Origin of the sequence: Streptomyces sp. NPDC058284 (assembly GCF_042881135.1) — a bacterium.
Classification (GTDB): Bacteria; Actinomycetota; Actinomycetes; order Streptomycetales; family Streptomycetaceae; genus Streptomyces.
This window is the reverse complement of the sequence record NZ_JBHVYE010000028.1, coordinates 22,410-45,203: the sequence shown is the minus strand read 5'-3', so window position 1 is coordinate 45,203 and position 22,794 is coordinate 22,410. Positions and strand designations below refer to the sequence as shown.

At 72.9% G+C, this 22,794-nt stretch carries 20 protein-coding genes; 14 read left to right on the top strand and 6 right to left on the bottom strand.

Annotated features, from left to right (window positions below):
• Positions 1-165: 165 nt before the first annotated feature.
• Positions 166-888, bottom strand: coding sequence for a transporter substrate-binding domain-containing protein (locus tag ACFVYR_RS30420; protein ID WP_384256285.1), 723 nt, complete (start codon positions 886-888; stop codon positions 166-168).
• 298 nt (positions 889-1,186) lie between these two features.
• Between ACFVYR_RS30420 and pstS the strand changes: the two genes are divergently transcribed.
• On the top strand, positions 1,187-2,338 hold the full coding sequence (gene pstS, locus ACFVYR_RS30415; RefSeq protein ID WP_384256288.1) for a phosphate ABC transporter substrate-binding protein PstS: 1,152 nt from the start codon (positions 1,187-1,189) through the stop codon (positions 2,336-2,338).
• A gap of 176 nt (positions 2,339-2,514) precedes the next feature.
• Positions 2,515-2,814 carry an SCO0607 family lipoprotein gene (locus ACFVYR_RS30410; RefSeq protein WP_384256372.1) on the top strand — a complete coding sequence of 100 codons (300 nt, stop codon included), beginning with the start codon at positions 2,515-2,517 and terminating at the stop codon, positions 2,812-2,814.
• Between the two features lie 240 nt (positions 2,815-3,054).
• On the opposite strand, the gene ACFVYR_RS30405 is transcribed toward ACFVYR_RS30410, so the two are convergent.
• From ACFVYR_RS30405 to ACFVYR_RS30385, 5 genes are all read right to left on the bottom strand, one after another.
• The gene (locus ACFVYR_RS30405; protein ID WP_384256290.1) at positions 3,055-3,942 is read right to left on the bottom strand and encodes a short-chain dehydrogenase/reductase; all 888 of its coding nucleotides are present in this window, start codon (positions 3,940-3,942) and stop codon (positions 3,055-3,057) included.
• Positions 3,942-5,573 carry a phytoene desaturase family protein gene (locus tag ACFVYR_RS30400; protein WP_384256293.1) on the bottom strand — a complete coding sequence of 544 codons (1,632 nt, stop codon included), beginning with the start codon at positions 5,571-5,573 and terminating at the stop codon, positions 3,942-3,944. The genes ACFVYR_RS30405 and ACFVYR_RS30400 overlap by 1 nt, the downstream gene beginning before the upstream one ends.
• Positions 5,566-6,078, bottom strand: a complete 513-nt coding sequence (locus ACFVYR_RS30395; protein WP_384256295.1) for an SRPBCC family protein — start codon at positions 6,076-6,078, stop codon at positions 5,566-5,568. The genes ACFVYR_RS30400 and ACFVYR_RS30395 overlap by 8 nt, the downstream gene beginning before the upstream one ends.
• Before the next feature lie 116 nt (positions 6,079-6,194).
• Positions 6,195-6,818, bottom strand: a complete 624-nt coding sequence (locus ACFVYR_RS30390) for an isochorismatase family protein (protein ID WP_384256298.1) — start codon at positions 6,816-6,818, stop codon at positions 6,195-6,197.
• Between the two features lie 171 nt (positions 6,819-6,989).
• Positions 6,990-7,982, bottom strand: coding sequence for a GlxA family transcriptional regulator (locus tag ACFVYR_RS30385; protein ID WP_384256300.1), 993 nt, complete (start codon positions 7,980-7,982; stop codon positions 6,990-6,992).
• Positions 7,983-8,133: 151 nt separating this feature from the next.
• On the opposite strand from ACFVYR_RS30385, the gene ACFVYR_RS30380 reads away from it, so the two are divergent.
• The 12 genes from ACFVYR_RS30380 to ACFVYR_RS30325 all read left to right on the top strand — a co-directional run bounded on the left by ACFVYR_RS30380 (position 8,134) and on the right by ACFVYR_RS30325 (position 22,757).
• Entirely contained in the window at positions 8,134-8,874 is a 741-nt protein-coding gene (locus ACFVYR_RS30380) for a methyltransferase domain-containing protein (RefSeq protein WP_384256303.1), read from the top strand.
• A gap of 110 nt (positions 8,875-8,984) precedes the next feature.
• The gene (locus ACFVYR_RS30375; RefSeq protein ID WP_384256375.1) at positions 8,985-10,007 is read left to right on the top strand and encodes a FecCD family ABC transporter permease; all 1,023 of its coding nucleotides are present in this window, start codon (positions 8,985-8,987) and stop codon (positions 10,005-10,007) included.
• Positions 10,008-10,847: an ABC transporter ATP-binding protein gene (locus ACFVYR_RS30370; protein WP_384256305.1), complete on the top strand. Its 840-nt coding sequence runs from the start codon at positions 10,008-10,010 to the stop codon at positions 10,845-10,847.
• Positions 10,844-11,848, top strand: coding sequence for an ABC transporter substrate-binding protein (locus tag ACFVYR_RS30365; RefSeq protein WP_384256308.1), 1,005 nt, complete (start codon positions 10,844-10,846; stop codon positions 11,846-11,848). The genes ACFVYR_RS30370 and ACFVYR_RS30365 overlap by 4 nt, the downstream gene beginning before the upstream one ends.
• A 104-nt stretch (positions 11,849-11,952) precedes the next feature.
• Positions 11,953-13,026 carry a pyridoxal-phosphate dependent enzyme gene (locus ACFVYR_RS30360; RefSeq protein ID WP_384256377.1) on the top strand — a complete coding sequence of 358 codons (1,074 nt, stop codon included), beginning with the start codon at positions 11,953-11,955 and terminating at the stop codon, positions 13,024-13,026.
• Positions 13,023-14,273, top strand: a complete 1,251-nt coding sequence (locus ACFVYR_RS30355) for an ATP-grasp domain-containing protein (protein ID WP_384256310.1) — start codon at positions 13,023-13,025, stop codon at positions 14,271-14,273. Before ACFVYR_RS30360 ends, ACFVYR_RS30355 begins: the two co-directional genes overlap by 4 nt.
• Entirely contained in the window at positions 14,270-15,496 is a 1,227-nt protein-coding gene (locus tag ACFVYR_RS30350) for an MFS transporter (RefSeq protein WP_384256313.1), read from the top strand. The genes ACFVYR_RS30355 and ACFVYR_RS30350 overlap by 4 nt, the downstream gene beginning before the upstream one ends.
• A 110-nt stretch (positions 15,497-15,606) precedes the next feature.
• On the top strand, positions 15,607-16,806 hold the full coding sequence (locus ACFVYR_RS30345) for an acyl-CoA dehydrogenase family protein (protein WP_384256315.1): 1,200 nt from the start codon (positions 15,607-15,609) through the stop codon (positions 16,804-16,806).
• Between the two features lie 195 nt (positions 16,807-17,001).
• Positions 17,002-17,736, top strand: a complete 735-nt coding sequence (locus tag ACFVYR_RS30340; protein WP_384256317.1) for a hypothetical protein — start codon at positions 17,002-17,004, stop codon at positions 17,734-17,736.
• A 171-nt stretch (positions 17,737-17,907) separates the two neighbouring features.
• Positions 17,908-18,864, top strand: coding sequence for an oxygenase MpaB family protein (locus ACFVYR_RS30335; RefSeq protein ID WP_384256320.1), 957 nt, complete (start codon positions 17,908-17,910; stop codon positions 18,862-18,864).
• Positions 18,846-21,083: a tetratricopeptide repeat protein gene (locus tag ACFVYR_RS30330; protein ID WP_384256322.1), complete on the top strand. Its 2,238-nt coding sequence runs from the start codon at positions 18,846-18,848 to the stop codon at positions 21,081-21,083. The genes ACFVYR_RS30335 and ACFVYR_RS30330 overlap by 19 nt, the downstream gene beginning before the upstream one ends.
• A 123-nt stretch (positions 21,084-21,206) precedes the next feature.
• A complete protein-coding gene (locus tag ACFVYR_RS30325; protein WP_384256324.1) occupies positions 21,207-22,757 on the top strand; it encodes a phytoene desaturase family protein in 1,551 nt (516 codons plus the stop codon).
• Positions 22,758-22,794 lie beyond the last annotated feature (37 nt).

The window sequence follows — 22,794 nt, the reverse complement described above, 5'->3', positions numbered from 1 at the left end:
AGCCCAGGAAGCCGAGAGAGTCAGGAAGGGCTCGCTGTGCCGCGGTCCCGGCGGTGCCGGAGGTGTGGGCGGCACGCGATGACGGGTCGGGCGACCTGTACGTCAGCGCGTGCCGGGACGACCGGGCATCTCAACTCCTCGTAGGGCCATTTGCCGTGCGGAAGGCTACGCGAGCGGGGCGACCAGCGTGTCGCTTTGTTGCGAGCGCCGCAGCGAGGCGGCGACGAACCCCGTGGCCTTGAGCTCCTCGATGACGTCGCGCAGGAACGCGACCGTCTCGGGTGCGCGGGTCTTCGTCGTGCCCACCGCCTGCCGGATCTGCATGAAGCGGCCCTGGAGCAGGCGCAGTTCGGGGTGGGAAGCCACGTATGCGGTCAGCGGCTGCCGGATGCCCGCCGCGACCTCCAGGCCCTCGGAGCGGAAAACGTCGACTCCCTCGTCGCCGCGTACGACGCTCGCGTGGCGCAGCGTGCGGGAGAGGAACAGGTCGTAGGCGGAGCCGCGCTTCACGCCGATGCGCACACCGGCGCGGTCGACGTCGGCGGCGCCGGTGAAGGGCGCCTCACGGGGCACGGCGTACACGCCCTCGATCACGACGTACGGCGCGGTGAAGGCGACCTCGGCCTCGCGGGCCGGGTCGACCGCCAGGAAGCAGAGGTCGGCGCGGCCCTCCGCCATGGCCTCGTACGACGCGCGGGCCGCGTCGAAGCAGCGGAACTCCACGGGGACGCCGAGCCGGGTGCCGACCTCTCGCGCGATGTCGACGGTGACGCCGGCCGGCGCGGTCGAAGTGCCCTGGGCCAGCACCGGGTTGCCCAGGTTGATGGAGGCGCGCAGCACGCCGGACGGGGCCAGGTCTTCGACGACCGTGGCGGGAGTGATCTTCATGGCCGGAGTGTAGGACACGCCCCCAGAGGCACGAGGGGGCGAAGGAGGGGAGGCACGAAGGGGCGAAGGCACGCCCGGCGAGGGCGCCTTGCGCCGGTCACCCTGCGTCCCGTCCCGCCTACCACTCGATCTCCGTACCGCGGCACGTCGCGCGATGTTCGCCTGCGCGTCACCCGCCGTCGCCCTGGATGGGCGAGCATCTGAGGTCCGGTCGAGAGGCCCAGCCTGCAGGTCAGGTCCGCAGGTCAGGTCCGCAGGCCGGCGGAGATCCATGTCGCGGTACCCCGAGGGGACAACGTTGCAACGCCCACGTCCAGGACGTACGTATCGAGGAGGCAGGGCGCGCACGGCGGTCTGCCTCACGGCCCTGCTCCCGCTGGCCCTCGCGGGATGCGGTGTCGCGGGCATAGGGGGAGACGACGAGGACGGGGAGGGCGCCGCCGCCCGGCCCTCCTCCGTCGCGGGGATCGACTGTGCCGAGTCGGGGAGGGTGCCGGGGACCGGGTCGAGCGCCCAGCAGAACGCGATGAAGTACTGGATCAAGCAGTACCAAGGCGCGTGCCCGGGCGTGCGGATCGCGTACAACCCGATCGGATCGGGTGCGGGCAGCGCGCAGTTCCTGCGAGGTGCCACCGCCTTTGGCGGCTCCGACGGCGCGTTGAAGCCCGATGAGGTCCAACGCTCGAAGGACGTGTGCCGGGGCGGCCGCGCTATCGACCTGCCCATGGTCGGCGGGCCCATCGCGATCGGTTACGACGTGCCGGGCGTGGCGGACCTCGTACTGGACGCACCGACGCTCGCGAAGATCTTCGACCGCAAGATCACCACCTGGGACGACCCGGCTGTCCAGCGCCTGAACCCGGACGCCGAGCTGCCTTCCATGCCCGTCCGCCCCGTGCACCGCTCCGACGACTCCGGCACCACGCAGAACTTCCAGGCCTACCTGGCGGGCGCGGCCCCCGGGGCCTGGGCCCATCCGGTCGGCAAGGCCTGGCAGGGCAGGGGAGGGGCGTCCGCGAGCGGGTCGAGCGGCGTCGCGTCGGAGGTGACCGCGGGGGTCGGCGCCATCGGCTACTTCGAGCTGTCCTTCGCGCGGGACCGCGGGATCGAGACCGTGAGCATCGACACGGGCGCGCCCGCCCCGGTCCCACCGACGCCCGCGACGGCGTCGGCCGGTATCGCGCAGGCCCGCGTCGCGGGCGAGGGCCAGGACTTGACGCTGAAGTTCCGCTACGGCGCCTCGACTCCGGGCGCGTACCCCATCGTCCAGGTGACCTACGAGATCGTCTGCGACAAGGGCAACCGCAGGGAGACGCTGCCCGCGCTCAAGTCGTTCCTGACCTACACGGCGAGCGAGGCGGGGCAGAAGGAACTGTCCGGGCTGCACCACGCGCCGCTTCCGGAATCCGTCGCCGGCCGGGTGCGGGACGTGGTCGGCACGCTCTCCTGAACCTCGGAGTGGTCCGCCGTCGCCTCGGGCAGGGCGTCTCCTCAGGTAGGCCGTACGGCCGGTTTGAGTACCCGTACTCATGATCGCGGGCCCGCGACTCGCGCATGCTGGCCGTACAAGCACACGTGAAGGAGTCAACAGTGGCCAGCAACATCCGAGTTCGTCCGGTCTCCCGCGTGATCGGCAGCCGTCCGGCGCGGGCCGCCGTGGGACTCGCCCTGGCGGGCGTCGCGGCCGCGGTGCTCACCGGCTGCTCCACGGAGGACGCGACCTGCGGCGGCGGCGAGTACCCCGTCCTGCGGGTGGGCAGCAGCGGCTCCGCGTGCCAGCCCGACGGTGAGGAGCCGCCCAAGGGGTACGCCCGCTACCCGGAGGGCAAGGTCCCCGAGCACGTCGGGGACAAGTGGGACAAGTACTGGAACGACCACACGCTCGACAAGGACGGGAACATCATCAAGCTGAAGGACGGCCAGTGAGAGATCGTGTGCGGGCCGCGGAGGCACCGCTGCGGCGGCCCGGCGCCGGCCGCTCACCGGCGAACCCGTAATCAAGTACAAGACGGGGGTGTGAGCGTCTCCTCAGCGGGCACTCGCTTTGTTGGGTCCCGCCGTGTCTCCCCCGTCGCGGCGGGGCCCGCTGTGCGAGCAGGGGTACAACGGCGTACCGCCGAGGCCCGGACCGCGGGTTCGGTCCATGGCTTCGGTGAGACGGGAGTGCTACGCGCCGTCGCCTCGGGCGGCCCGGTCCGCCCGGCCGCCCGGCCCCAGCGGTCCCGTCTGCCCGATGGACCGGTCCGCCTGTGATCGCCGCAGCCGGGCGCGGGAGAGCCGGGTGACGACGGGTGGCAGCAGGACGCGTCCGGTCTGTGCCAGGCGCGCCCAGGCGGGGACGTAGACGGCGGTACGACGGTGCTCCACGGCGTGGGCGAGCCGGACGGCGACCTCGTCCGCCGAGGTGACGCGTCGGGCGGGCCGGGGAAGCAGACCGCGCGGTTCCCTGAGCGCCGGTTCGCCGTCCACGTGGCCGATCATGTCGGTGTCGACCCAGTTGAGGTAGGCGAGGCCCACCGCGACGCCGCGGTGGGCCGTTTCGGCGCGCAGGGAGTGCGTGAAGGCCTCGACCCCCGCCTTGGAGGCGCAGTAGGCGCTCATCATCGGCACGGCGCCGAGCGCCGCCAGGGACGCGATCTGCAGGTGGTAGCCGCGGGTGTGCACGAGGTCGGGCAGGAAGGTCTGGGCGGTGAGCGCGCTGCCGGTGAGGTTCACTTCGATCACCCGGCGCCATGACGAGAAGTCCGCCGTGGCGAAGGGACCGGCCTCGGCGATGCCCGCGTTGGCCACGACCACGGAGGGCCGTCCGAGGCGCGCCCGCACCGTGCGCGCCGCGGCCCGGAGGGACGCCTCGTCGGTGATGTCCACCTCAAGGGCGAGCGTGGAGGTGGGCAGGGCGGCGGCGACGTCCTCCAAGGCGGCCCGCTCATGGCCGAGCAGCGCGATGTCGGCGTGGCGGCGGGCCAGTTCCCGGGCGAGGGCCGCACCCAGACCGCGCGCCGCCCCGGTCACCACGACGGTGCGGCCCGCCAACGGACTGTTCCGCGTGGTCATCACCCTCCGCGTTGCTCGCCGGCGCGCAGGCGGGTGCGAGCCGTGAGCAGGCGCTGCGCCCCGACGAGCGGAACCGGCAGGCGGCGCCGCAGGGCGGCCCTGGCCGCGTTGGCACCCGGAGCTCCGTGCACGCCGCCGCCGGGATGGGCACCGGCCGACGCGAGGAACAGGCCGTCCACGGGCGTCTCCGGGCGGCCGGTGCCGGGGACCGGCCGGAAGAAGAGCTGCTGGTGCAGCGACGTGGTGCCGCCGTTGATCGCGCCGCCGTGCAGATTGCGGTCCATGGACTGCAAGGTCGTCGGCGCCAGGAGACGACGGGCGCGGATCAGGCCGCGGAAACCCGGGGCGAAGCGCTCGACCTGCTGCTCGATCCGGTCGGCCATCGCCTCCTGGTCCTCCTTGCGCCACGCCCCACAGATGCCCGCGCCACCGGCGTCCTCCCGGATGTCCTGCGGTACGTGGGTGTAGGCCCAGGCGGATTCGGTGCCCTGGGGCGAGCGGGTGGCGTCCGAGGTCGTCATCTGGCCGAAGAGCAGGAACGGCCGGTCGGGCACCTGGCGCATGGCGAGCTGCGCGGCGAACCGGGTGAGCTCGTCCACGCCGTCGGCGAGGTGGACGGTGCCCGCTCCGGCCACTCCCTCCGCCTGCCAGGGCACGGGACCGTCGAGCGCCCAGTCCACCTTGAACGTGCTGAAGTCCCACTGGAAGCGCCGCAGGTCCGTCAGGAGCTGCCCCGGCAGATGTTCCGGCGCGATGAGTTCGCCGTACAGCGCGGGCACCGACACATCGGCGAGAACGGCGCGCGCGGCGCTCACCGTATCGCCGTCCGAGGTACGCACCGCGACCGCGCGCCTGTCGCGGACGACGACCTGCTCGACCCGCCGCCCGCACTGCACGCTGCCTCCGCGCGCCGTCAGCCGATCGGCCAGCGCCTTGATGAGTTGGCCGGAGCCGCCGACCGGTACCGGGAAGCCGTAGGTCTGGCCCAGCATCGCCATGAGCCACCCGAATCCACCGCTGCCCGCCGCCTCGGGCGCGAGGTCGGCGTGCAGCGCGTTGCCGGCGAGCAGCAGCCGTCCGCCCTCACCCGCGAACTCCTCCTCGCCGAGCCGCCGCACCGGCAGCACCAGCGAGCGGGCCAGCCGGAGCGCGCCCGACACCCTGAGCCGGTACGCCATCCGCGCGGTGGCCCGGATCGGCGGAAACGGCGTGAACAAGGCGCTCAGCAGGTCGGACCTGATGCCGTCCCACACCTCGTGCACGCGCCGCCAGGAATCGCCGTCACCCGGTGCGAAGGCCTCCAGGGAGGCAGCCGTGGCCTCGACGCTTCGATCGAGGACGGCGCAACGGCCGTCGGTGAGGGGATGGGCGAGGACTTGGGGGGCGTGGCTCCAGCGCAGCCCGTACTCGTGCAGGCGCAGCCCGTTCAGGATCGGGGACGCCGCGGCCAGGGGGTAGAAGGAGCTGAAGAGGTCGTTGACGAAGTCGGGGTGCACCTCCCGGTCGTGCCGCACCGCGCCACCGGGCTCCGGCTGCTCCTCCAGGACCGTCACGCTCCACCCGGCGTCCGCCAGCACGTTGGCCGCGACCAGACCGTTGGGGCCGGCCCCGATCACCACCGCGTCAGGCATAGGCCTCTCCGCCCCCCTCGCCGCGGGAGGCGCCCTTCCCGGCCCGCGCCTCGCGGCCGGACTCCTGACGGCCCGCCTCCGCCTCGCACACGCGGGCGAGCCGGGCGAGCATCGCGCGGTGGCGCAGCTGGATCAGGGCCTCGACCCCGGTGTTGTGCAGGGCGCCCGCCGCTCCGTGCAGGGGGTGCTCGTCCACCTTGACCAGGGTGTCCTCGCCCCACGGGCGTACGTCGATCGCGATCCGGGCCGTGCCGAGGGGGCCCGCCTTCGCCTCCAGCTCCAGCACGGTGCCCTCCTCGCAGCGGCGGACGACCGTTTCGTTGGTGGCCCTGATCGGGCCCAGGCGCACTTCGTACTCGATCGCCGCCCCGACGGCCGGCCACTGGCCGCGCAGGGGCCGCGAGGACGCGGTGCCCACCACCCATTCGGCGTATTTGCCGCCGTCGGAGAGAACGGTCCATACCGTCGCAGGACTCACTCTGATCAGTCGATGACGCAGCGCCATCCTTGCCTCCCTGAGCTGTCGTCATCGTCGGGTGCCCCGATCGGCACCTCTTCAACATGGCTCAGGGGCGCCGCGCCCGCATGTCGGCGGCGCGACGCCCTCGTGACTCAGGGGCCTCAGGCGGGCAGGGCGTCCACGGTGCGGACCACCGGGCCGAACCGGTCGGTGATCGTGGTCAGGGCGGCGGCCCGCACGGCGTCGGCGGACAGGACGGTGCCGTCCGGGGCGGCGAGGGACCGGGTGGCCGTGGCCTCGGCGACGACGGTGGGACGGTAGCCGTGGTTGACCGCGCCCTGCGCCGTGAAGGCGACGCACATGTGGGTCATGAATCCGGCCAGGACGAGGTCCTTGTCGGCGCCGGGGGCGAAGCCCAGGTCGATGAGGGTCTTCTCCAGGTCGGTGGCGTGGAAGGAGTCGGGGAACGCCTTGACGACGACCGGTTCGCCGTCCAGCGGGGCGACCTCGTCGCTGATCGCGCCGATGTGGGCACGGATGTCGTAAGGGGTGCCCTCGCCGCTGTCGTTGATGACGTGGACGACGGGGATGCCCGCGGCGCGGGCCCGCGCCAGGAGCCGGGCCCCTGCCGCGAGTGCCTCGTCGGCGCCCTCCAGTTCCATCACGCCGGTGCGGTAGGTGTTCTGGAAGTCGATCAGGACCAGGGCGGAGTCGGCGAGGCGGGGCGGCCGGTTGTCCAGGCCGAAGACGTCACGCAGGGACTTGGACGGGGTGTTCTCGCTCATCGGGTGCCTTTCGTCGGGCATTCGGGCATGGCGAAGCGGGGTGCCTCGCCTGCGGGACGGAGATCGTCCGGCCGTTGGGCCGGTGTGCGGGGCCGAGTTCGAAGACAGGCACTCAGCCGTGTGGTTCGGGTCGGTCGGCGAGTCGGGCAGCGGGTGCCCAGTGCCGACAGGTCAGGGGGTCTGGGTGCGGAAGCGGCGCCGGTAGGCCACCGGCGTGGTCGCCAGCTGCCGCCGGAACGCCCGGTGCAGCGTCTCGACCGAGCCGATCCCGGCGGCCGACGCGACCTGGTCGAGCGGCCGGTCGGTCGTCTCCAGGAGCCGTCGGGCCACCTCGATGCGGGCGGCCTCGACGTACGCGGCCGGGCTCGTCCCCGTCTCCTGGGTGAAGACCCGCGCGAAATGCCGCTCGCTGAGACACATCCGGGCGGCCAGGGCCCCGGCGGACAGGTCGTCGTCGAGGTGGTCGGCGATCCACAGCCGCAGTTCGTCGATGTCGCGACGGGTGGTGGCGGCGCGGCCCAGTGGGACCGAGAACTGGCTCTGGCCGCCCTGCCGTTTGAGGTAGAGCACCAGTTGCCGGGCCACCGTCAGTGCGGCCTGCTCGCCCAGGTCCTCGGCGACCAGGGCCAGCGCCAGGTCCAGGCAGGCGCTGATCCCGGCGCCGGTCCACAGCCGGCCGCGGTCGGTGCGTACGAAGATGGGGTCCGGGTCGACCGTGACGCCGGGGTGGTCGGCCGCGAGCTGGGCGGCGGTCGACCAGTGGGTGGTCGCCGTCTTCCCGTCCAACAGCCCCGCCGCGGCAAGGAGATGCGCGCCCACGCACACCGACGCCACGCGCCGGGCGTGCGGGGCGGTGGCCTTCACCCACGCCACGACATCCGGATCGACGCGGGCCCGCGGTCCGTCCTCCGCCATGTCCACCGCGCCCGGCACCAGCAGGGTGTCCACCTCCGCGCCGACCTCGTCGAAGGAGAGGTCGGCGAGCAGCCGCACCCCGGCCGATGTCCGGACCGGCCCTGCGGCGGGCCCGGCGAGGCGGACCTGGTACCCGGCGCGGCCCGCGGTCTCGCGGTTGGCGAGCGCGAAGACCTCGGCGGGGCCGGTGACGTCGAGGAGGTCGACATCGGGGAAGACCGCGATGACCACCCGGTGTGCAAGGGGCATGCACTCATCCTCATCGCCGCGGCACATGGCCGCAATGACGATTCCCTGTCACATCCGGACACGAGGACGCGGGAACCAGACCGCCTCCGCGTACGACCACTGCAGCAGACCCCGCACGGCGTGACCGGCACTGGAACGAGGTAGCAGCTGCATGCACTGGTACGAGGACGACGCATTCTGGTCCGACTTCTCCGAGACCATGTTCTCCGAGCGCAGGCGCACGGAGGCGGAGAGCCTGGTCAGCGAGTCGCCGCTGCTCCAACTCCCGGCAGGCAGCCGCGTCCTCGACCTGTGCTGCGGGCCCGGCCTCTACCTCGTACCGCTGGCCCGGCGCGGCTGCGCGGTGACCGGCGTGGACCTCAGCCCCGCCATGCTGAAGCGCGCGGAGGCCGCCTGCGAGGCGGCCGGGGCAGACGTCCGGCTGGTGCGGGCCGACATGCTGACGCACGTCGAGCAGGAGTCGTACGACGTGGTGCTCAACCTCTTCACCTCCTTCGGCTACTTCGACGACCCGCTCGACAACGAGCGCGTGCTGCGCAACGCCCACGACTCGCTCGTGCCGGGCGGACGCCTCCTCATCGACGTGATGGGCAAGGAGGTCCTCGCGGGCTGGATCGGCCGTCCGCAGGTCGTCGAACTCGACGGCGGCGCGTACGTCGTGCAGCGCGACACCGTCCTGGACAGCTGGACGCGGCTGCGCACCGACTGGACGCTGGTGCGCGACGGTGAGGCGCGCGAGGCGTCCCTCACCTCCTTCCTCTACAGCGCGGCCGAACTGCGCGCGCTCTTCGAGGCGGCCGGCTTCACCGACGTGCGGTGCTACGGCGGCTTCGACGGCGGCCCCTACGACCACCACTCCAAGCGGCTGATCGTGAGCGGGACCCGGCCGTGACCCGCGTCGCACAGGCCCGCGGACACGCGGGCACTTCCCCACGCCGCGCCGCCCGCCCGCCCGGCGCACCGCGCGACGGCTCCGAGGACCGGCCCGCGGGCCGCGGCAGGCTGGCGACGACACTCGTGGCGCTCTCCGGCACGCTGGTCGTCTCGATCCTGGCGGGCATCGCGCTGGGACCGACCGTCGTAGCGCCGGGCGACGTCGTGCACTTCGTGTACGCGGCGCTCACCGGGGGCACCATCGGCGCGGACGAGGTGACGGGGTACTCCATCGTCTGGCACGTGCGCACCCCGCGGGTGCTGCTCGCCGCGGTCGTGGGGGCCGGGCTCTCCGTCGTGGGCGTCGCCATCCAGGCGCTGGTGCGCAACGCCCTCGCGGACCCGTTCGTGCTCGGCATCTCCTCGGGTGCCTCCGTGGGGGCGACCGCCGTCGTGGTGTTCGGGGTCTTCGCCGGCCTCGGCGTGTACGCGCTGTCGGCCGCCGCGTTCCTCGGCGCGCTGGGCGCGACGGTCCTCGTGTACCTGGCGGCGCGCGGCCCGCTGGGCCTGACGCCGCTGCGCCTGGTGCTGACCGGGGTGGCGCTCGCGTACGGCTTCCAGGCGCTCATGAGCGTCCTGGTCTTCCTCGCCCCGAACGGGCAGGCCGCCCGAACCGTGCTGTTCTGGCTGCTCGGCAGCCTCGGGTCGGCGTCCTGGGAGTCCCTGCCCCTGGTGACGGCGGCGGTCCTCGTCGCGGTCGTCGTGCTGCTGCGGCACAGCCGCTCGCTGGACGTGCTCTCGCTCGGCGACGAGACGGCGGCCAGCCTCGGGGTGGACGCGGACGCGCTGCGGCGCGGCCTCTTCGTGCTCACCGCCGCCGTCACCGGGCTGATCGTCGCGGTCAGCGGCGCCGTCGGCTTCGTCGGCCTCGTCCTGCCCCACGTGGTGCGGATCTGGGTCGGCTCCACGCACCGGCGGGTACTCGCGGTCGCACCCCTGGCCGGCGCCTGCTTCATGGTCTGGGTCGATCTCGTGGCCCGTACCGCCTTCGCCCCCGAGGAACTGCCGCTCGGCGTGATCACCGCGCTCATCGGGGTCCCGGTGTTCGTCGTGCTGATGCGCCGCCGCGGCTATCTCTTCGGAGGCCGGTAGATGGTCCTCTCCCTGCGTGACCTGACGGTCGAGGCGGCCGGGCGCGCGCTCGTCGACCGGCTGGACATCGAGGTGGCCGCGGGCTCCGTCGTGGGGCTGGTCGGCCCCAACGGCAGCGGCAAGTCGACCGCCCTGCGCTGTGTCTACCGGGCGATGCGTCCGACGTCCGGTGCCGTGCTGCTCGACGGCACCGACGTGACGTCGCTGAAACTGCGCGACAGCGCCCGCTCGATCGCCGCGCTGACCCAGGAGAGCCACACCGAACTCGACTTCACCGTCGAGGAGGTGGTCGCACTGGGCCGCACCCCGCACGCCCACGGCAACCATCCCCTGACCGCCCGCGAACGGGAGCTGTGCGGGCAGGCCATGGACCGGCTCGACGTGGCCCACCTCGCGGACCGCAGCGTGCTGAGCCTCTCCGGCGGCGAGCGGCAGCGCGTTCTGGTCGCGCGGGCCCTCGTCCAGGAACCCCGCCTCCTGGTCCTCGACGAACCCACCAACCACCTCGACGTACGGCACCAGGTGGAGCTGCTCTCCTTCCTGCGCGGCTCCGGCCTGACCGTGCTCACGGCCCTGCACGACCTCAACCTCGCCGCGCAGGTCTGCGACCGCATCGCCGTGCTGGGTGGAGGCTGCCTCGTCGCGTCCGGTGCCCCCGCCGAGGTGCTGACGCCCGAGCTGGTCCGCAAGGTGTTCGGCGTCGACGCGGCGGTCGTGCCGCACCCGCGCAGCGGCATCCCACAACTGCTCTACGACCTCGCCCCGGCCTCACCGCCGGCCGAGGCCCCACTCCCCACGAACACAGCAACCGACGCATCGCCGGAAGGACCACACGCGTGACCCGACCCTCGTTCCCCCGAGCCCTCGCAGGGCTGCTGGCCACCGGGATCCTGCTCACCACCGGCTGCGGCGCCGAGGTCGAGCGGACCGCGGACAGCAAGCCCGCCACCGTCACCGTCTCCAACTGCGGCAAGGACGTCACGTACAAGCGTCCCGAGCGGGCGGTCGCCTACGACGTGAGCGGCGCGGAGAAGATGTTCGCCCTGGGACTGGCCGGCCGGATGCGCGGCTACGTCATGAACAAGCTCGGCGACCCCGCCGTCAAGGGCTCGCCCTGGCGCGAGGAATACGCCCGGGTGGAACGCCTCGGTACCGAGCGCATCACCCGGGAGATCGTCGTCGATGCCGACGCCGACTGGGTCCTCGCGGGCTGGAACTCCGGCTTCAGCGAGGAGCGCGGCGTCACGCCCGCCCTCCTGGACAAGGTGGGCATCGCCAGCTACCTGCACACCGAGACCTGCTGGGACTACGGCGACAAGAGCGTCGACGTGCCGCCCCTGGAGGCGCTCTACACGGACCTGGGCAACCTCGGCAAGATCTTCGGCGTCGAGAAGCGGGCCCGCGCCCTCGTCGCCGACCTCAAGGGCCGCGTGGCCGCCCTCAAGAAGACCTGGCCCCGCAAGGGCGACCCCGCCAAGGTGTTCGTCTACGACTCGGGCACCGACCAGCCGTTCACGGCAGGCCGGCATGCCGCGCCGGACGACATCATCGGCGCCGCCGGTGGCAGGAACGTCTTCGGGAACCTCGACAAGGGCTGGACCACGGTGGGCTGGGAGCCCGTCATCAAGGCCGGGCCCGACGTCATCGTGATCGTCGACTACGCCGACCAGCCCGCCAAGGAAAAGATCGCCTACCTGACGTCGAAGCCCGCTCTGAAGTCGGTACCGGCGGTGCGGGACAAGCGCTTCCTCGTCCTGTCGTACGGCGATGTCGTCAGCGGGCCGCGCAATGTCGCGGGGGCCGAGAAGCTCGGCCGCTACCTGCGCTCGGTCGGGCGGTGACGGCGACCGTGACCTCGACGCACACAGAGCGCACGCCCACCGCCCCGGCCCATGAGTACGCGCCCGCCCACGAGCACGTCTCCGCCGCCCCCGTCCACGAGCACATCACCGACGCGATCAAGGCCCCCGACCTGCTGCGACTCTCCGACAACGTCGTGCTGGCCCGCTTCGAGACGCTGAAGGTCTACGCCGCCCTCGGCGCGGTCCGCACGCTGCTGGAACGCGGGACCGTGCAACCCGGCCAGACCCTGATCGACAGCTCCAGCGGCATCTACGCACTTGCTCTGGCCATGGCCTGCCACCGCTACGGACTCAACTGCCACATCGTCGCCTCCACCACCGTCGACGCCACGATGCGCGCCCAACTGGAGGTGCTCGGCGCCACGGTGGACCAGATGCCGCCATCGAAGGACCTGCGGCTCGACCAGGAGGGCAGGGTCCGCCGGGTCCGCGAACTGCTCGCACAGCGGCCCGGCATGCACTGGATGCGCCAGTACCACGACGCCGTCCACTACACCGGCTACCGCGAGTTCGCCGCCCTCGTCGGCCGCGCGCTGCCCGGCGTACCGCTGACCGTGGTGGGCGCCGTGGGCACCGGGTCCTCCAGCGGCGGCCTCGTCCAGGCGCTGCGCGGGAGCGGCCGTGCCGTACGCCTGCTCGGCGTGCAGCCCTTCGGCAGCGTCACCTTCGGCAGCGAGGGGTTCAGCGACCCCGAGGCGATCATCGCAGGGATCGGCAGCTCCATTCCGTTCGACAACGTCCGCCACGACCTCTACGACACCCTTCACTGGCTCGACTTCCGGCACGCCATGGCCGGGGCCGTCGGCCTGCTGCGGGACCACGCCGTGTTCGCGGGCCTGTCCACGGGCGCTGCCCACCTCGTCGCCGGCTGGGAGGCCGCCCGCAACCCCGACCGCACGCACCTGGTCATCGGCGCCGACACCGGACACCGCTACACCGAACGCGTCTTCGCCCGTCACCACGAGGCCCTCGACCCCCGCACCCTGAAGCCGCATCAGATCACCGGCCTCGCCGACCTCGCCCCGCCCTGGTCGGCGATGGAGTGGAACCGGCGGCGGTACGACGTACGCCACCCGGCCGAGGGCAGCCGACCCGCCGTACCCGCACAAGCCGACGCCCCGTTCGAAGCACCGACACAGGAGAACCAGGCACCGTGACCATCGCCGCTCTGGAAGCACTCACCTTCGGCCTCGGACGCCTCGTCGAGGCGGCCGACCGGGCCGGGCACCAGCTGTGCCTGCTCACCGGCGACCGTGACGTCTACCGCCACGAACTCGCCCACCTCACCCCCGACGCCCTCGCCACGATCGACGTCGTCGACATCGACACCACCGACGAAGCGGCCTGCGCCGCCGCTCTCGCCGCCCTGCCCGACCTGTGCGGGCTCATCAACTCGACCGACACCTGGAGCGTTCCCGGGGCCGATCTCGCCGCGAAGTTCGGTCTGCCGGGGCCCGACCCGAGCACGGTCAGGCAGCTGCGGGACAAGAGCCGGGTGCGCGCCCTCCTCCATGAGCGGGGCCTGAGCGGCAGCGGCGCCCTGGCCGTCCCCGCCGACGCCTCGGCCGCCGCCGACATCCTCCGTGAGATCGGCCTGCCCGCCGTCCTGAAGGATTCCTCCGGCACCTCCTCGCGCAACGTCTGGCCGGTCCGCGACGAGCAGCAGCTCCACGCGGCGCTCGCGGAAGCCTCCCGACGCGCCTTCAAGGGGCGGCTGTTCGCGGAGCGCTTCTTCTCCGGCCCCGTCTACAGCGCGGAGACCCTGAGCTGGCAGGGCGAGACACGGCTGCTCGGCATCCTGAGCCGCCAGCTGTCGCCCGAGCCGTCGGTGCGCGAGGAGGCCGCCGCCTTCCCGGTCGCTCTTCCCGCCTCCGAACTCGCCCTCGTCCAGGACTGGGTGGCGCGCGTGCTGGCCGCCGCCGGTCACGCCGACGGCTTCGCCCACGTGGAGTTCGTCCTCACCAAGGACGGTCCGGAACTGGTGGAGATCAACCGCCGTATCGGCGGCGCGCTCGTCGGCGAGGCACTGTGCCGTTTCCTGCGCACGAACGTCTACGACGCCCTGATAGAGACGGCGCTCGGTCGCAGGCCTGCACTCCTGGACGCCGTCGCCGACCCCGGCACGGCGCGCGGCCCCGCCACCGGCTTCGTGCTCGTGTACCCCGAGCGCCCCGGCACGCTCACCGGCTGGACCGGCCTCGACGGCCTCCCGGACTTCCCCGGATCGCCCGAGTGGTATCCCACAGCGGTCCCGGGCCGCCGCGTGGAGCACCTGAACGACCAGCGGAGCTGCACCGGCATCGTGCTGGCCGAGGCGGCCACCGCCGAACTGGCCCTGCACCGGGCGCTCAGCGCCGCCGGAAGCATCCGGCCCGTCGTCGTGGCCGACGACGACCGGGAATGACGACGGCGGGGAAGCGGTCCGTACCGCGCCGCACCACAGGCCTCCATGAGCTCAGCGAGCTCACCGGTGCGCAGTACTTCCTGCTGGCCGGTTCCTTCCTGATCCCGCTGGGCAGCTTCGCCGTACTGCCCTTCATGTCGGTGCTGCTGCACGAACGCCTGGGCGTCGGGCTCGGCACGGTCGGCGTGGTGCTTGCCGTCGCCTCGTTCGTGCAGTTCTCCGGCGGCGTCGTCGGGGCCGCGCTCGCCGGACGGATCGGGCTGCGGCGCACCATGCTGCTCGCCCTGCTGGTCCGCACGGCGGGGTTCGCGGCCTTCGTGCCGGGCCTGGACCGGCCGGCCGTGGCCGTCACCGCGCTGTTCCTCGTCTCCTGCGGCGCCGCGCTCTACCTGCCCGCGAACAAGGCGTACTTGGTGCACGGCGCGGCACAGGCGCGGCGCCCGCTGCTGCTGTCCGCGAGCAGTTCGGCTCTCAACGCGGGCATCGCGCTGGGGCCCATCGCCGCCGCCCCGTTCGTGCTCACCGCCTCGACCGAGCTCTTCACGGCGGTCGCCGGGCTGTTCGCGGCGATCACGGCGGGCCACGCGCTGCTCCCGGTGGAAGGCCCGGAGCGACAGCCGGAACCGCCACCGGCGGACGGCGATCCGCCCGGACCCGGTCGGCACGAAGGAGCCGGTGCCGGACCACCCCTCCTGCCCTTCGCGATCACCGTCCTGAGCGTCTACGTCTTCATGTTCTTCCAGCACTACCTCGCGCTCTACGTCGTACCCAGGACCTCGACCCTCTTCTACGGCCTGGTCCTCGCGCTCTACGCCGTGCTCCTCGTCGTCACCCAGCCACTCCTGTCGCAGTGGATCGCCCGCCTGCCCTACCTCCGCGCCCTGCGCATCGGCTTCACCGCCCTGGCCACCGGCATGGCCGCGCTCGCCCTCGGCCACCCGCTCGCCGTCCTGGCCGGTTCCCTGCTGATCTGCCTCGGCGAGATCGTCCTCTTCCTCAAGAACGACCTGGAGGCCCTGGCGCGGTCCTCGCGGGCGCCGGCCGTCGTCTTCGGCCGCCAGCGCCTGGCGGCGGGCATCGGCGCCTTCGCCAGCGGCATCGCGGGCGGCGAGGGCTACGCCCTGGCCGAAGGCTCCGGTCACCCGGGGCTGTTCTGGACGGCGGTCGCGGCGCAGTGCGCGCTGCTGCCCCCGCTGCTGATCAGGGCCGTCCGTCCGCGATAGGCCCGCGTCGCCGCCATTCCCAATTTCTGGAACGGGTTCTACTGTGTGCGCCGTCAGAGCCTGTGTCGTGTCCGGGACGGAACACCGAGCCAGTAGCGCCTGGAGGGGCCGTGCACCTCGAATACACGCCTGAGCAGCAGCAGTTGCGCACCGAGCTGCGCGCGTACTTCGCCGAGCTCGTGCCGGACGACGCCCACGCGCGATTCGCCGAACCGGCCGCACAGAAGCGGTTCTACCGCGAGACCGTCCGGCGCCTGGGGGCGGACGGGTGGCTCGGGGTCGGCTGGCCCAAGGAGTACGGCGGGCGCGGCCTCACGCCCATGGAGCAGTTCATCTTCTTCGACGAGGCGGCCCAGGCGGGCGTCCCCCTGCCGCTGATGGCCCTCAACACCGTCGGCCCGACGATCATGCAGTTCGGGACGGACGAGCAGAAGGCCTACTTCCTGCCCCGGATCCTCTCCGGCGAGCTCGACTTCGCCATCGGCTACAGCGAGCCCGACGCGGGCACGGACCTCGCCTCCCTCAGGACGAAGGCCGTCAGGGAAGGCGACGAGGAGACCGGGCACTACACGGTCGACGGCCAGAAGATCTGGACGACCAACGGAGACACCGCCGACTGGGTCTGGCTCGCCGTCCGCACCACCGCCGTCGAGGAGGGCGTCCCGCCGCACAAGGGCATCACGATGCTCCTGGTCCCGACGAGCGACCCCGGCTACTCCTGCACCGTCATCAACACCCTCGCCTCGCACGACACCACCGCCAGCTACTACGAGAACGTCCGCGTCCCCGTCTCCCGCCGCGTCGGCGAGGAGAACAAGGGCTGGCGCCTGATCACCAACCAGCTCAACCACGAGCGCGTGACGCTCGCCGCCCACGGCACCATGGCGATTCGCGCCTTCCACGACGTCCAGCGCTGGGCCATGGACACCAAGCTCACCGACGGCCGCCGCGTCATCGACCTCGGCTGGGTCCGCAAGCGCCTGGCACAGGCCCACACGAAGCTCGACGCGATGAAGCTCCTCAACTGGCAGATGGTGAACGCCGTCCACGAAGGCACCCTCACCCCGCAGGACGCCTCCGCCGTCAAGGTCTACGGCTCCGAGGTCCGCCGGGACGCGTACGCCTGGCTCATGGAGATCGTCGGCGCGGCCGGCGCCCTGAAGGAGGGCTCGGCGGGCGCGGCCCTCCACGGCGACCTGGAGCGCGGCTACCGCTCCGCCGTGATCTTCACCTTCGGCGGCGGGAACAACGAGATCCAGCGCGAGATCATCGCGTGGATCGGCCTCGGGATGCCGAGGGTGCGTCGGTAGCGGTCCGCGTCGGGCGCTACTGTCCGGGAGGCACCGCAAGATCGGCCGGCCGCGCCCGGACAGCCGGACGAGGAACCTTCGATGCCGAAGCTCGGCCGTGCCGACTAACGAGCGGGCTCAGCTCCGTTGCTGACGAGGCGTCACGCCGGGACCCGGATGTCCAGCCCTCCCTTCGCGCCGCTAGGCTTCGTACGCATGACCGAATCCTCAATGTGCGACCGGCTCGCGACTGATCTCGCGAGACCTCCGGCCCGCCGCGTCTTATGGGTCGCCGCGGGCGCCACCGTGCTCCTGCTCGCCGCCGACCTCGCCACGCGCGCCTACAACCACTACGACCCCATACCGAGCGTGCGCAAGCTGGTCAATGTCGACGTCGAGGCCAACCTGGCCACCTGGTGGAACAGCACGCTGCTGCTGGCGGTGGCGGGCCTGGCACTGATCGCCGCGCTGCTCAGCGGGCGGGGTACGCGCCCCGGGCGGCTGTCCTGGCTGGGGCTCTCCACCGCGACCGTACTGCTCAGCATCGACGAGACCGTCTCGTTGCACGAGCGCCTCGGTGAAGTCGGCCGGTCGTGGAAGAAGTGGGCCGGGGGCTCGCTGCCCACGCACGCCTGGGTGCTGCCCGGCGCCCTGCTCGCGGCGGTGGGCACGCTGTGTGCCGTGCTGTGGGCGCGCAGGCTCCCGCGTGACCTGCGCAACGGGCTGCTGCGCGCGCTCGCGGTGTATCTGGGCGGGGCGCTGCTGGCCGAGGCGTTCAACGGCTGGGCCCTGGAGGACGGCCACAGCACCGTGCTCATGCTCGGAACGATCGGGGAGGAGGGGCTGGAGATGGGCGGCTGCCTGGTCGCCCTCGCCGTCCTCGGCCGGTATGTGGTGTTCGAGCACGACCCGTCGTCCGGGCGCGCGTCCGTCCGGCTGAGGGAGGACTAGATCCTTCCCCCAAGACTGCCCTTCCGGTCTTGGCGGCTGCTGGTCCCGGGCAGGCATCCTGGTCACACTGGATGCCCGAGAGGCGGAAGCCGTCAGTGGGTTCTTCGAGCGTCAGCCGGTCCTTGGAGCACCAGCCGGTCCTTCGAGCAGTCGTCAGGAGATGGTCGCACCATGCCCGAGCACATAGCCGGGCCCAGGCCCGGGCCCGAACCCGACCCCGGGCTCTTCGGGCCGTCCTCGGTGACCTGGCAGGCCCACTCCGACCCGATGATGTGGATCGCCGGGATCCGCGCCCTCTACCTCCAGGCGCTGCACCCCCGCGCGGTCCGCGGTGTCATGGAGAACTCCGACTTCCGGAAGGACGCCTGGGGACGCCTCATGCGTACCGCCAACTTCGTGGGCACCACCACCTACGGCACCACCGAGGTGGCGGAGAAGGCGGGGGCCCGGGTCCGGAAGATCCATACGATGCTGCGGGCCACCGACCCGGCGACGGGGGAGCGGTACGGCGTCGACGAGCCCGAGCTGCTGCTCTGGGTGCACTGCGCGGAGATCGACTCCTATCTGCATGTCGTACGCCGGTCCGGGTTCCCCCTCACCGACGAGCTGGCCGACCGGTACGTCGACGAGCACCGGCAGAGCGCCCGGCTCGTGGGCCTCGACCCCGCCGACGTACCCGCGTCGAGCGCCGAACTCGCCGCGTACTTCGAGGAGGTGCGGCCCGAGCTCGCCGCCGGGGCCGACGCCCGCGCCGTCGACGACTTCCTGCGGCGCCCGCCGACCCACCCCCTGCTCGTCCCGGCGCGCGCCCTGCTGTGGCGGCGTGTGGCCGCTCTGGCGTACGCCTCCCTGCCGCCGTACGCCCACGAGCTGTACGGCAGGGCCGCCCCACCGCCCACCACCGTCACCCGCCGCCTCGTCCTCACCGGCACCGTCCTGCGCCGCATCCCCACGCGTCTGCGCTGGCAACTTCCGCCGAAGCACATCCTGCGCGCCGTGGCGAGGCTCGGACCCGGCAGCCGCCCGGCCCCGTACAAACTCCACAGACGCAACGCCATACTGGACGGGCCGGGGAGGGCGCAGCGAGGCAACGGGGGCGACAGCAGGAGATGGCGGACACCAGGCTGATCCAGGGCCGATACCGGCTTCTGGATCTCATCGGCCGCGGCGGCATGGGCGAGGTGTGGCGGGCGCGCGACGAGTCGCTCGGCCGCCATGTCGCCGTCAAATGCCTCAAGCCGATGGGACCCCAGCACGAGGAGTCCTTCACGCGCGTGCTGCGCGAGCGCTTCCGGCGCGAGGCACGCGTCGCGGCGGCGCTGCAGCACCGCGGCGTCACCGTCGTCCACGACTTCGGCGAGTACGACGGCGTGCTGTATCTGGTCATGGAGCTCCTCGAAGGCCACAATCTCAGTCAGCTCCTGGAGGACAACAAGCAGCACCCGCTGCCGGTCCCCGAGGTGGTGGAGATAGCCGACCAGGTCGCCGCGGCCCTCGCGTACACCCATGAACAGGGCATCGTGCACCGCGACCTGAAGCCCGCGAACATCATGCGGCTCGCCGACGGCACCGTGAAGATCTGCGACTTCGGCATCGCCCGCCTCGGCGCCGACATCGGCTACACCTCGCGCCTGACCGGCACCGGCATCGCGATGGGCACACCGCACTACATGTCGCCCGAGCAGATCGGCGGCGACGCCGTCGACCACCGCAGCGACCTCTACTCCCTCGGGTGCGTGCTGTACGAGATCGCCACCGGCGCCCCGCCGTTCGACCTGGAGGACGCCTGGGCCATCCTGGTCGGGCACCGCGACACCGCGCCCGAACCGCTGCGCACCCACCGCGACGAACTGCCCGAGTACTTCGACCGGATCGTCCTCGACCTGCTCGCCAAGGAGCCCGAGGACCGGCCCGACGACGCGCGCGAGCTCGGCCGCCGCATCGCCGCGGGCCGCACCTCGCTCCCGTACGTCCCGGCCGCCGCCACGCCCCCCGGCCGCCGCCCCGGGCAGCTGCCGTCCCACGGGCCCCGGCTGCCCTCCTGGACCCGCGGCATGACCACCGGGCACAAGGCGAGCGGCGCTTCAGTCCTGCGCACCACCCCGCCCGACGCGGCGGCGGGCCTGACCGGCGAGTGGATCCCGCGCATCGACGCGCGGCGGGCCGCGGCCCCGCACAGCCCCGAACGGCCCGCGCCCCCGCCGGAAGTGGTCGCCGCCCTCACCAGCCGGCACAACGCGGGCCTCAGCCTGGGGCGTCTGGGGCGCTGGGCCGAGGCGGGCGAGGTGCACCGCGCCGTCGCCGCCGAGCGCGAGCACGCGCTGGGCCCGGGCCACCCCGACACGCTCGCCAGCCGGTACGAGGTCGGCTTCACGCTCTCCCGTACCGGCCGCGCCGCCGACGCGCTGCGCGAGTACGGCCGCGTCGCGCAGGGCAGGGAGCACACGCTCGGTCCCGACCACCCGGAGACGCTCGCCGCCCGCCAGGAGATGGCGTACGTACTGGGCCAGCTGGGCCGGCACTTCGAGGCCCACCAGACGTACACCTCGGTGCTCGCAGCCCGCGAGCGCACGGCGGGCCCGGACCACCCGGACACGCTGCGCTGCCGCCACAACCTCGCGTACAACCTGAGCCGCCTCGGCCGCCTGGAGGACTCCTACCGGCTGGCCGAGGCGGTCGCGGCGGCCCGCGCCCGGGTGCTTGGCCCCACCCATCCCGACACACTCGTCACCCGGTACGAAGTGGCGTACGCCCTTGGACAGTTGGGACGCTGGCCCGAGGCCCTGGAGACCTACCGCGAGGTCGCCGACGCCCGGGTGCGGGCCCTCGGCGCCGACCACCCCGACACGCTCGCCGCCCGCTACGAGGTCGGCATCAGCCTCGGCAGACTCGGCCGCAGCGGGGAGGCGCTCGAGCTCTACCGCGACCTGATCGACGACCGCACGCGCGTCAACGGCCCCGCCGACCCCGAGACGCTGCGGGCCCGGCACGGCCTCGGCGTCAACCTGGGGCGCCAGGACCGCTGGGAGGAAGCGCTCGCGGAAGCCAGGGACGTCTGCGCCATCCGGGAGCGGGTCCTCGGCCCCGACCACCCCGACACGCTGGTGAGCCGCCGCGAGGTCGCCGTCGGGCTGGGCTGGCTCGGCCGCTGGGCCGACGCGCTCACCGAGTACCGCAGGGTCGCCGCGGCCCGCGAGCAGGTCCTCGGCGCCGACCACCCCGACGCCCTGGCCAGCCGCAACGACGAGGCGCACTGCCTGGAGCAACTGGGCCGCGGCGCGGAGGCCGCCGAGCTCTACCGCAGGGTGGCGGCGCTGCGCCAGCGGTGGGCCACCGGAGGGTACTGAGAGCCTGTCTGTGAACCCCCGCCTGCGCGCCGAGGCCCGGCGTGACCGCCATGCCTGGTGCGACCGCCACGCCTGCCGGGACCGGCACGCCCCGCCAACTCCCGGCGCGTGCTAGGAAGAGCCATGCCTGATCGTGACGTGTACGACGCAGTCATCGTCGGCGGCGGCCACAACGGCCTCGTCGCCGCCGCCTACCTCGCCCGCGCCGGGCGGTCCGTGCTGCTCCTCGAGCGGCTCTCCACGACCGGCGGCGCCGCCGTCTCCAGCAGGCCCTTCGCCGGGGTCGACGCGCGGCTCTCGCGCTACTCGTACCTGGTCAGCCTGTTGCCCAAGAAGATCGTCCGCGATCTCGACCTGGACTTCAGAGTGCGCACACGCACCGTCTCCTCCTACACCCCGGCGGAGCGGGCAGGGCGCCCCACCGGCCTGCTCGTCGGCGGCGGAGAGGCCCGCACCCGGCAGGCGTTCGCCCGGCTCACCGGCGGCCACCGCGAGTACCAGGCCTGGCGCGGCTTCTACGCCATGACCGGGGAGGTCGCCCGCCGGGTCTTCCCCACCCTCACCGAGCCGCTGCCCGGCCGCGCGGAACTGCGGGCCCGCGTCGACGACGAGACCGCCTGGCGCACCCTCTTCGAGGAGCCGATCGGCACGGCGATCGAGGAGCGCTTCGACGACGACCTGGTGCGCGGTGTCGTCCTCACCGACGCCCTGATCGGCACGTTCGCCGACGCCCACGACCCGTCCCTGCGGCAGAACCGCTGCTTCCTGTACCACGTCATCGGCGGCGGCACCGGTGACTGGAACGTGCCCGTCGGCGGCATGGGAGCCCTCACCTCCGCCATCGCCGACTCGGCCCGCATGTCGGGTGCCGTGCTCAGGACGGGGTGCGAGGTGACGGGGATCGCCACCGACGGACGGCGCGCCGAGGTCACGTACGCGACGGAGGACGGCCGGCACACCGCCGCCGCCCGCCACGTCCTGGTCAACGCATCACCGCAGGCCCTCGCCGGGCTCCTCGGCGACGAGCCGCCGCCGCCCGCCGAAGGCGCCCAGCTCAAGGTCAACATGCTGCTCACGCGGCTGCCGCGGCTGCGCGACCTGTCCGTCGACCCGCGCGAGGCGTTCGCCGGGACCTTCCACATCGCCGAGGGGTACGAGGCGCTGGCGGCCGCGTACACCCAGGCCGCCGCCGGTGCGCTGCCCGCCGCGCCGCCCTCCGAGATCTACTGCCACTCGCTCACCGACCCGACGATCCTCTCGCCCGAGCTCGCCGAGAGCGGCCACCACACGCTCACCCTCTTCGGGCTGCACACACCGGCGCGGCTGTTCGCCCACGACAACGACGCCGTACGCGCCGAACTCCTTCGAGCCACCCTCGCGCAGCTGGATGCGCACCTCGCCGAGCCGATCGCCGACTGCCTGGCCCTGGACGCCGAAGGGCGCCCCTGCATCGAGGCGAAGACCCCGCTCGACCTGGAACGGGACCTGCGCCTGCCCGGCGGCAACATCTTCCACCGCGACCTCGCCTTCCCCTACGAGCAGGAGGGCACCGGGCGGTGGGGAGTGGAGACCCGGCACGCCAACGTCCTGCTGTGCGGCGCGGGCGCGGTGCGCGGCGGCGGTGTCAGCGGCATTCCCGGGCACAACGCCGCCATGGCCGCCATGGGCGTATAGCGGGCCTTCGGGTCTTCGGGCCTTTAGACGAGAGGGC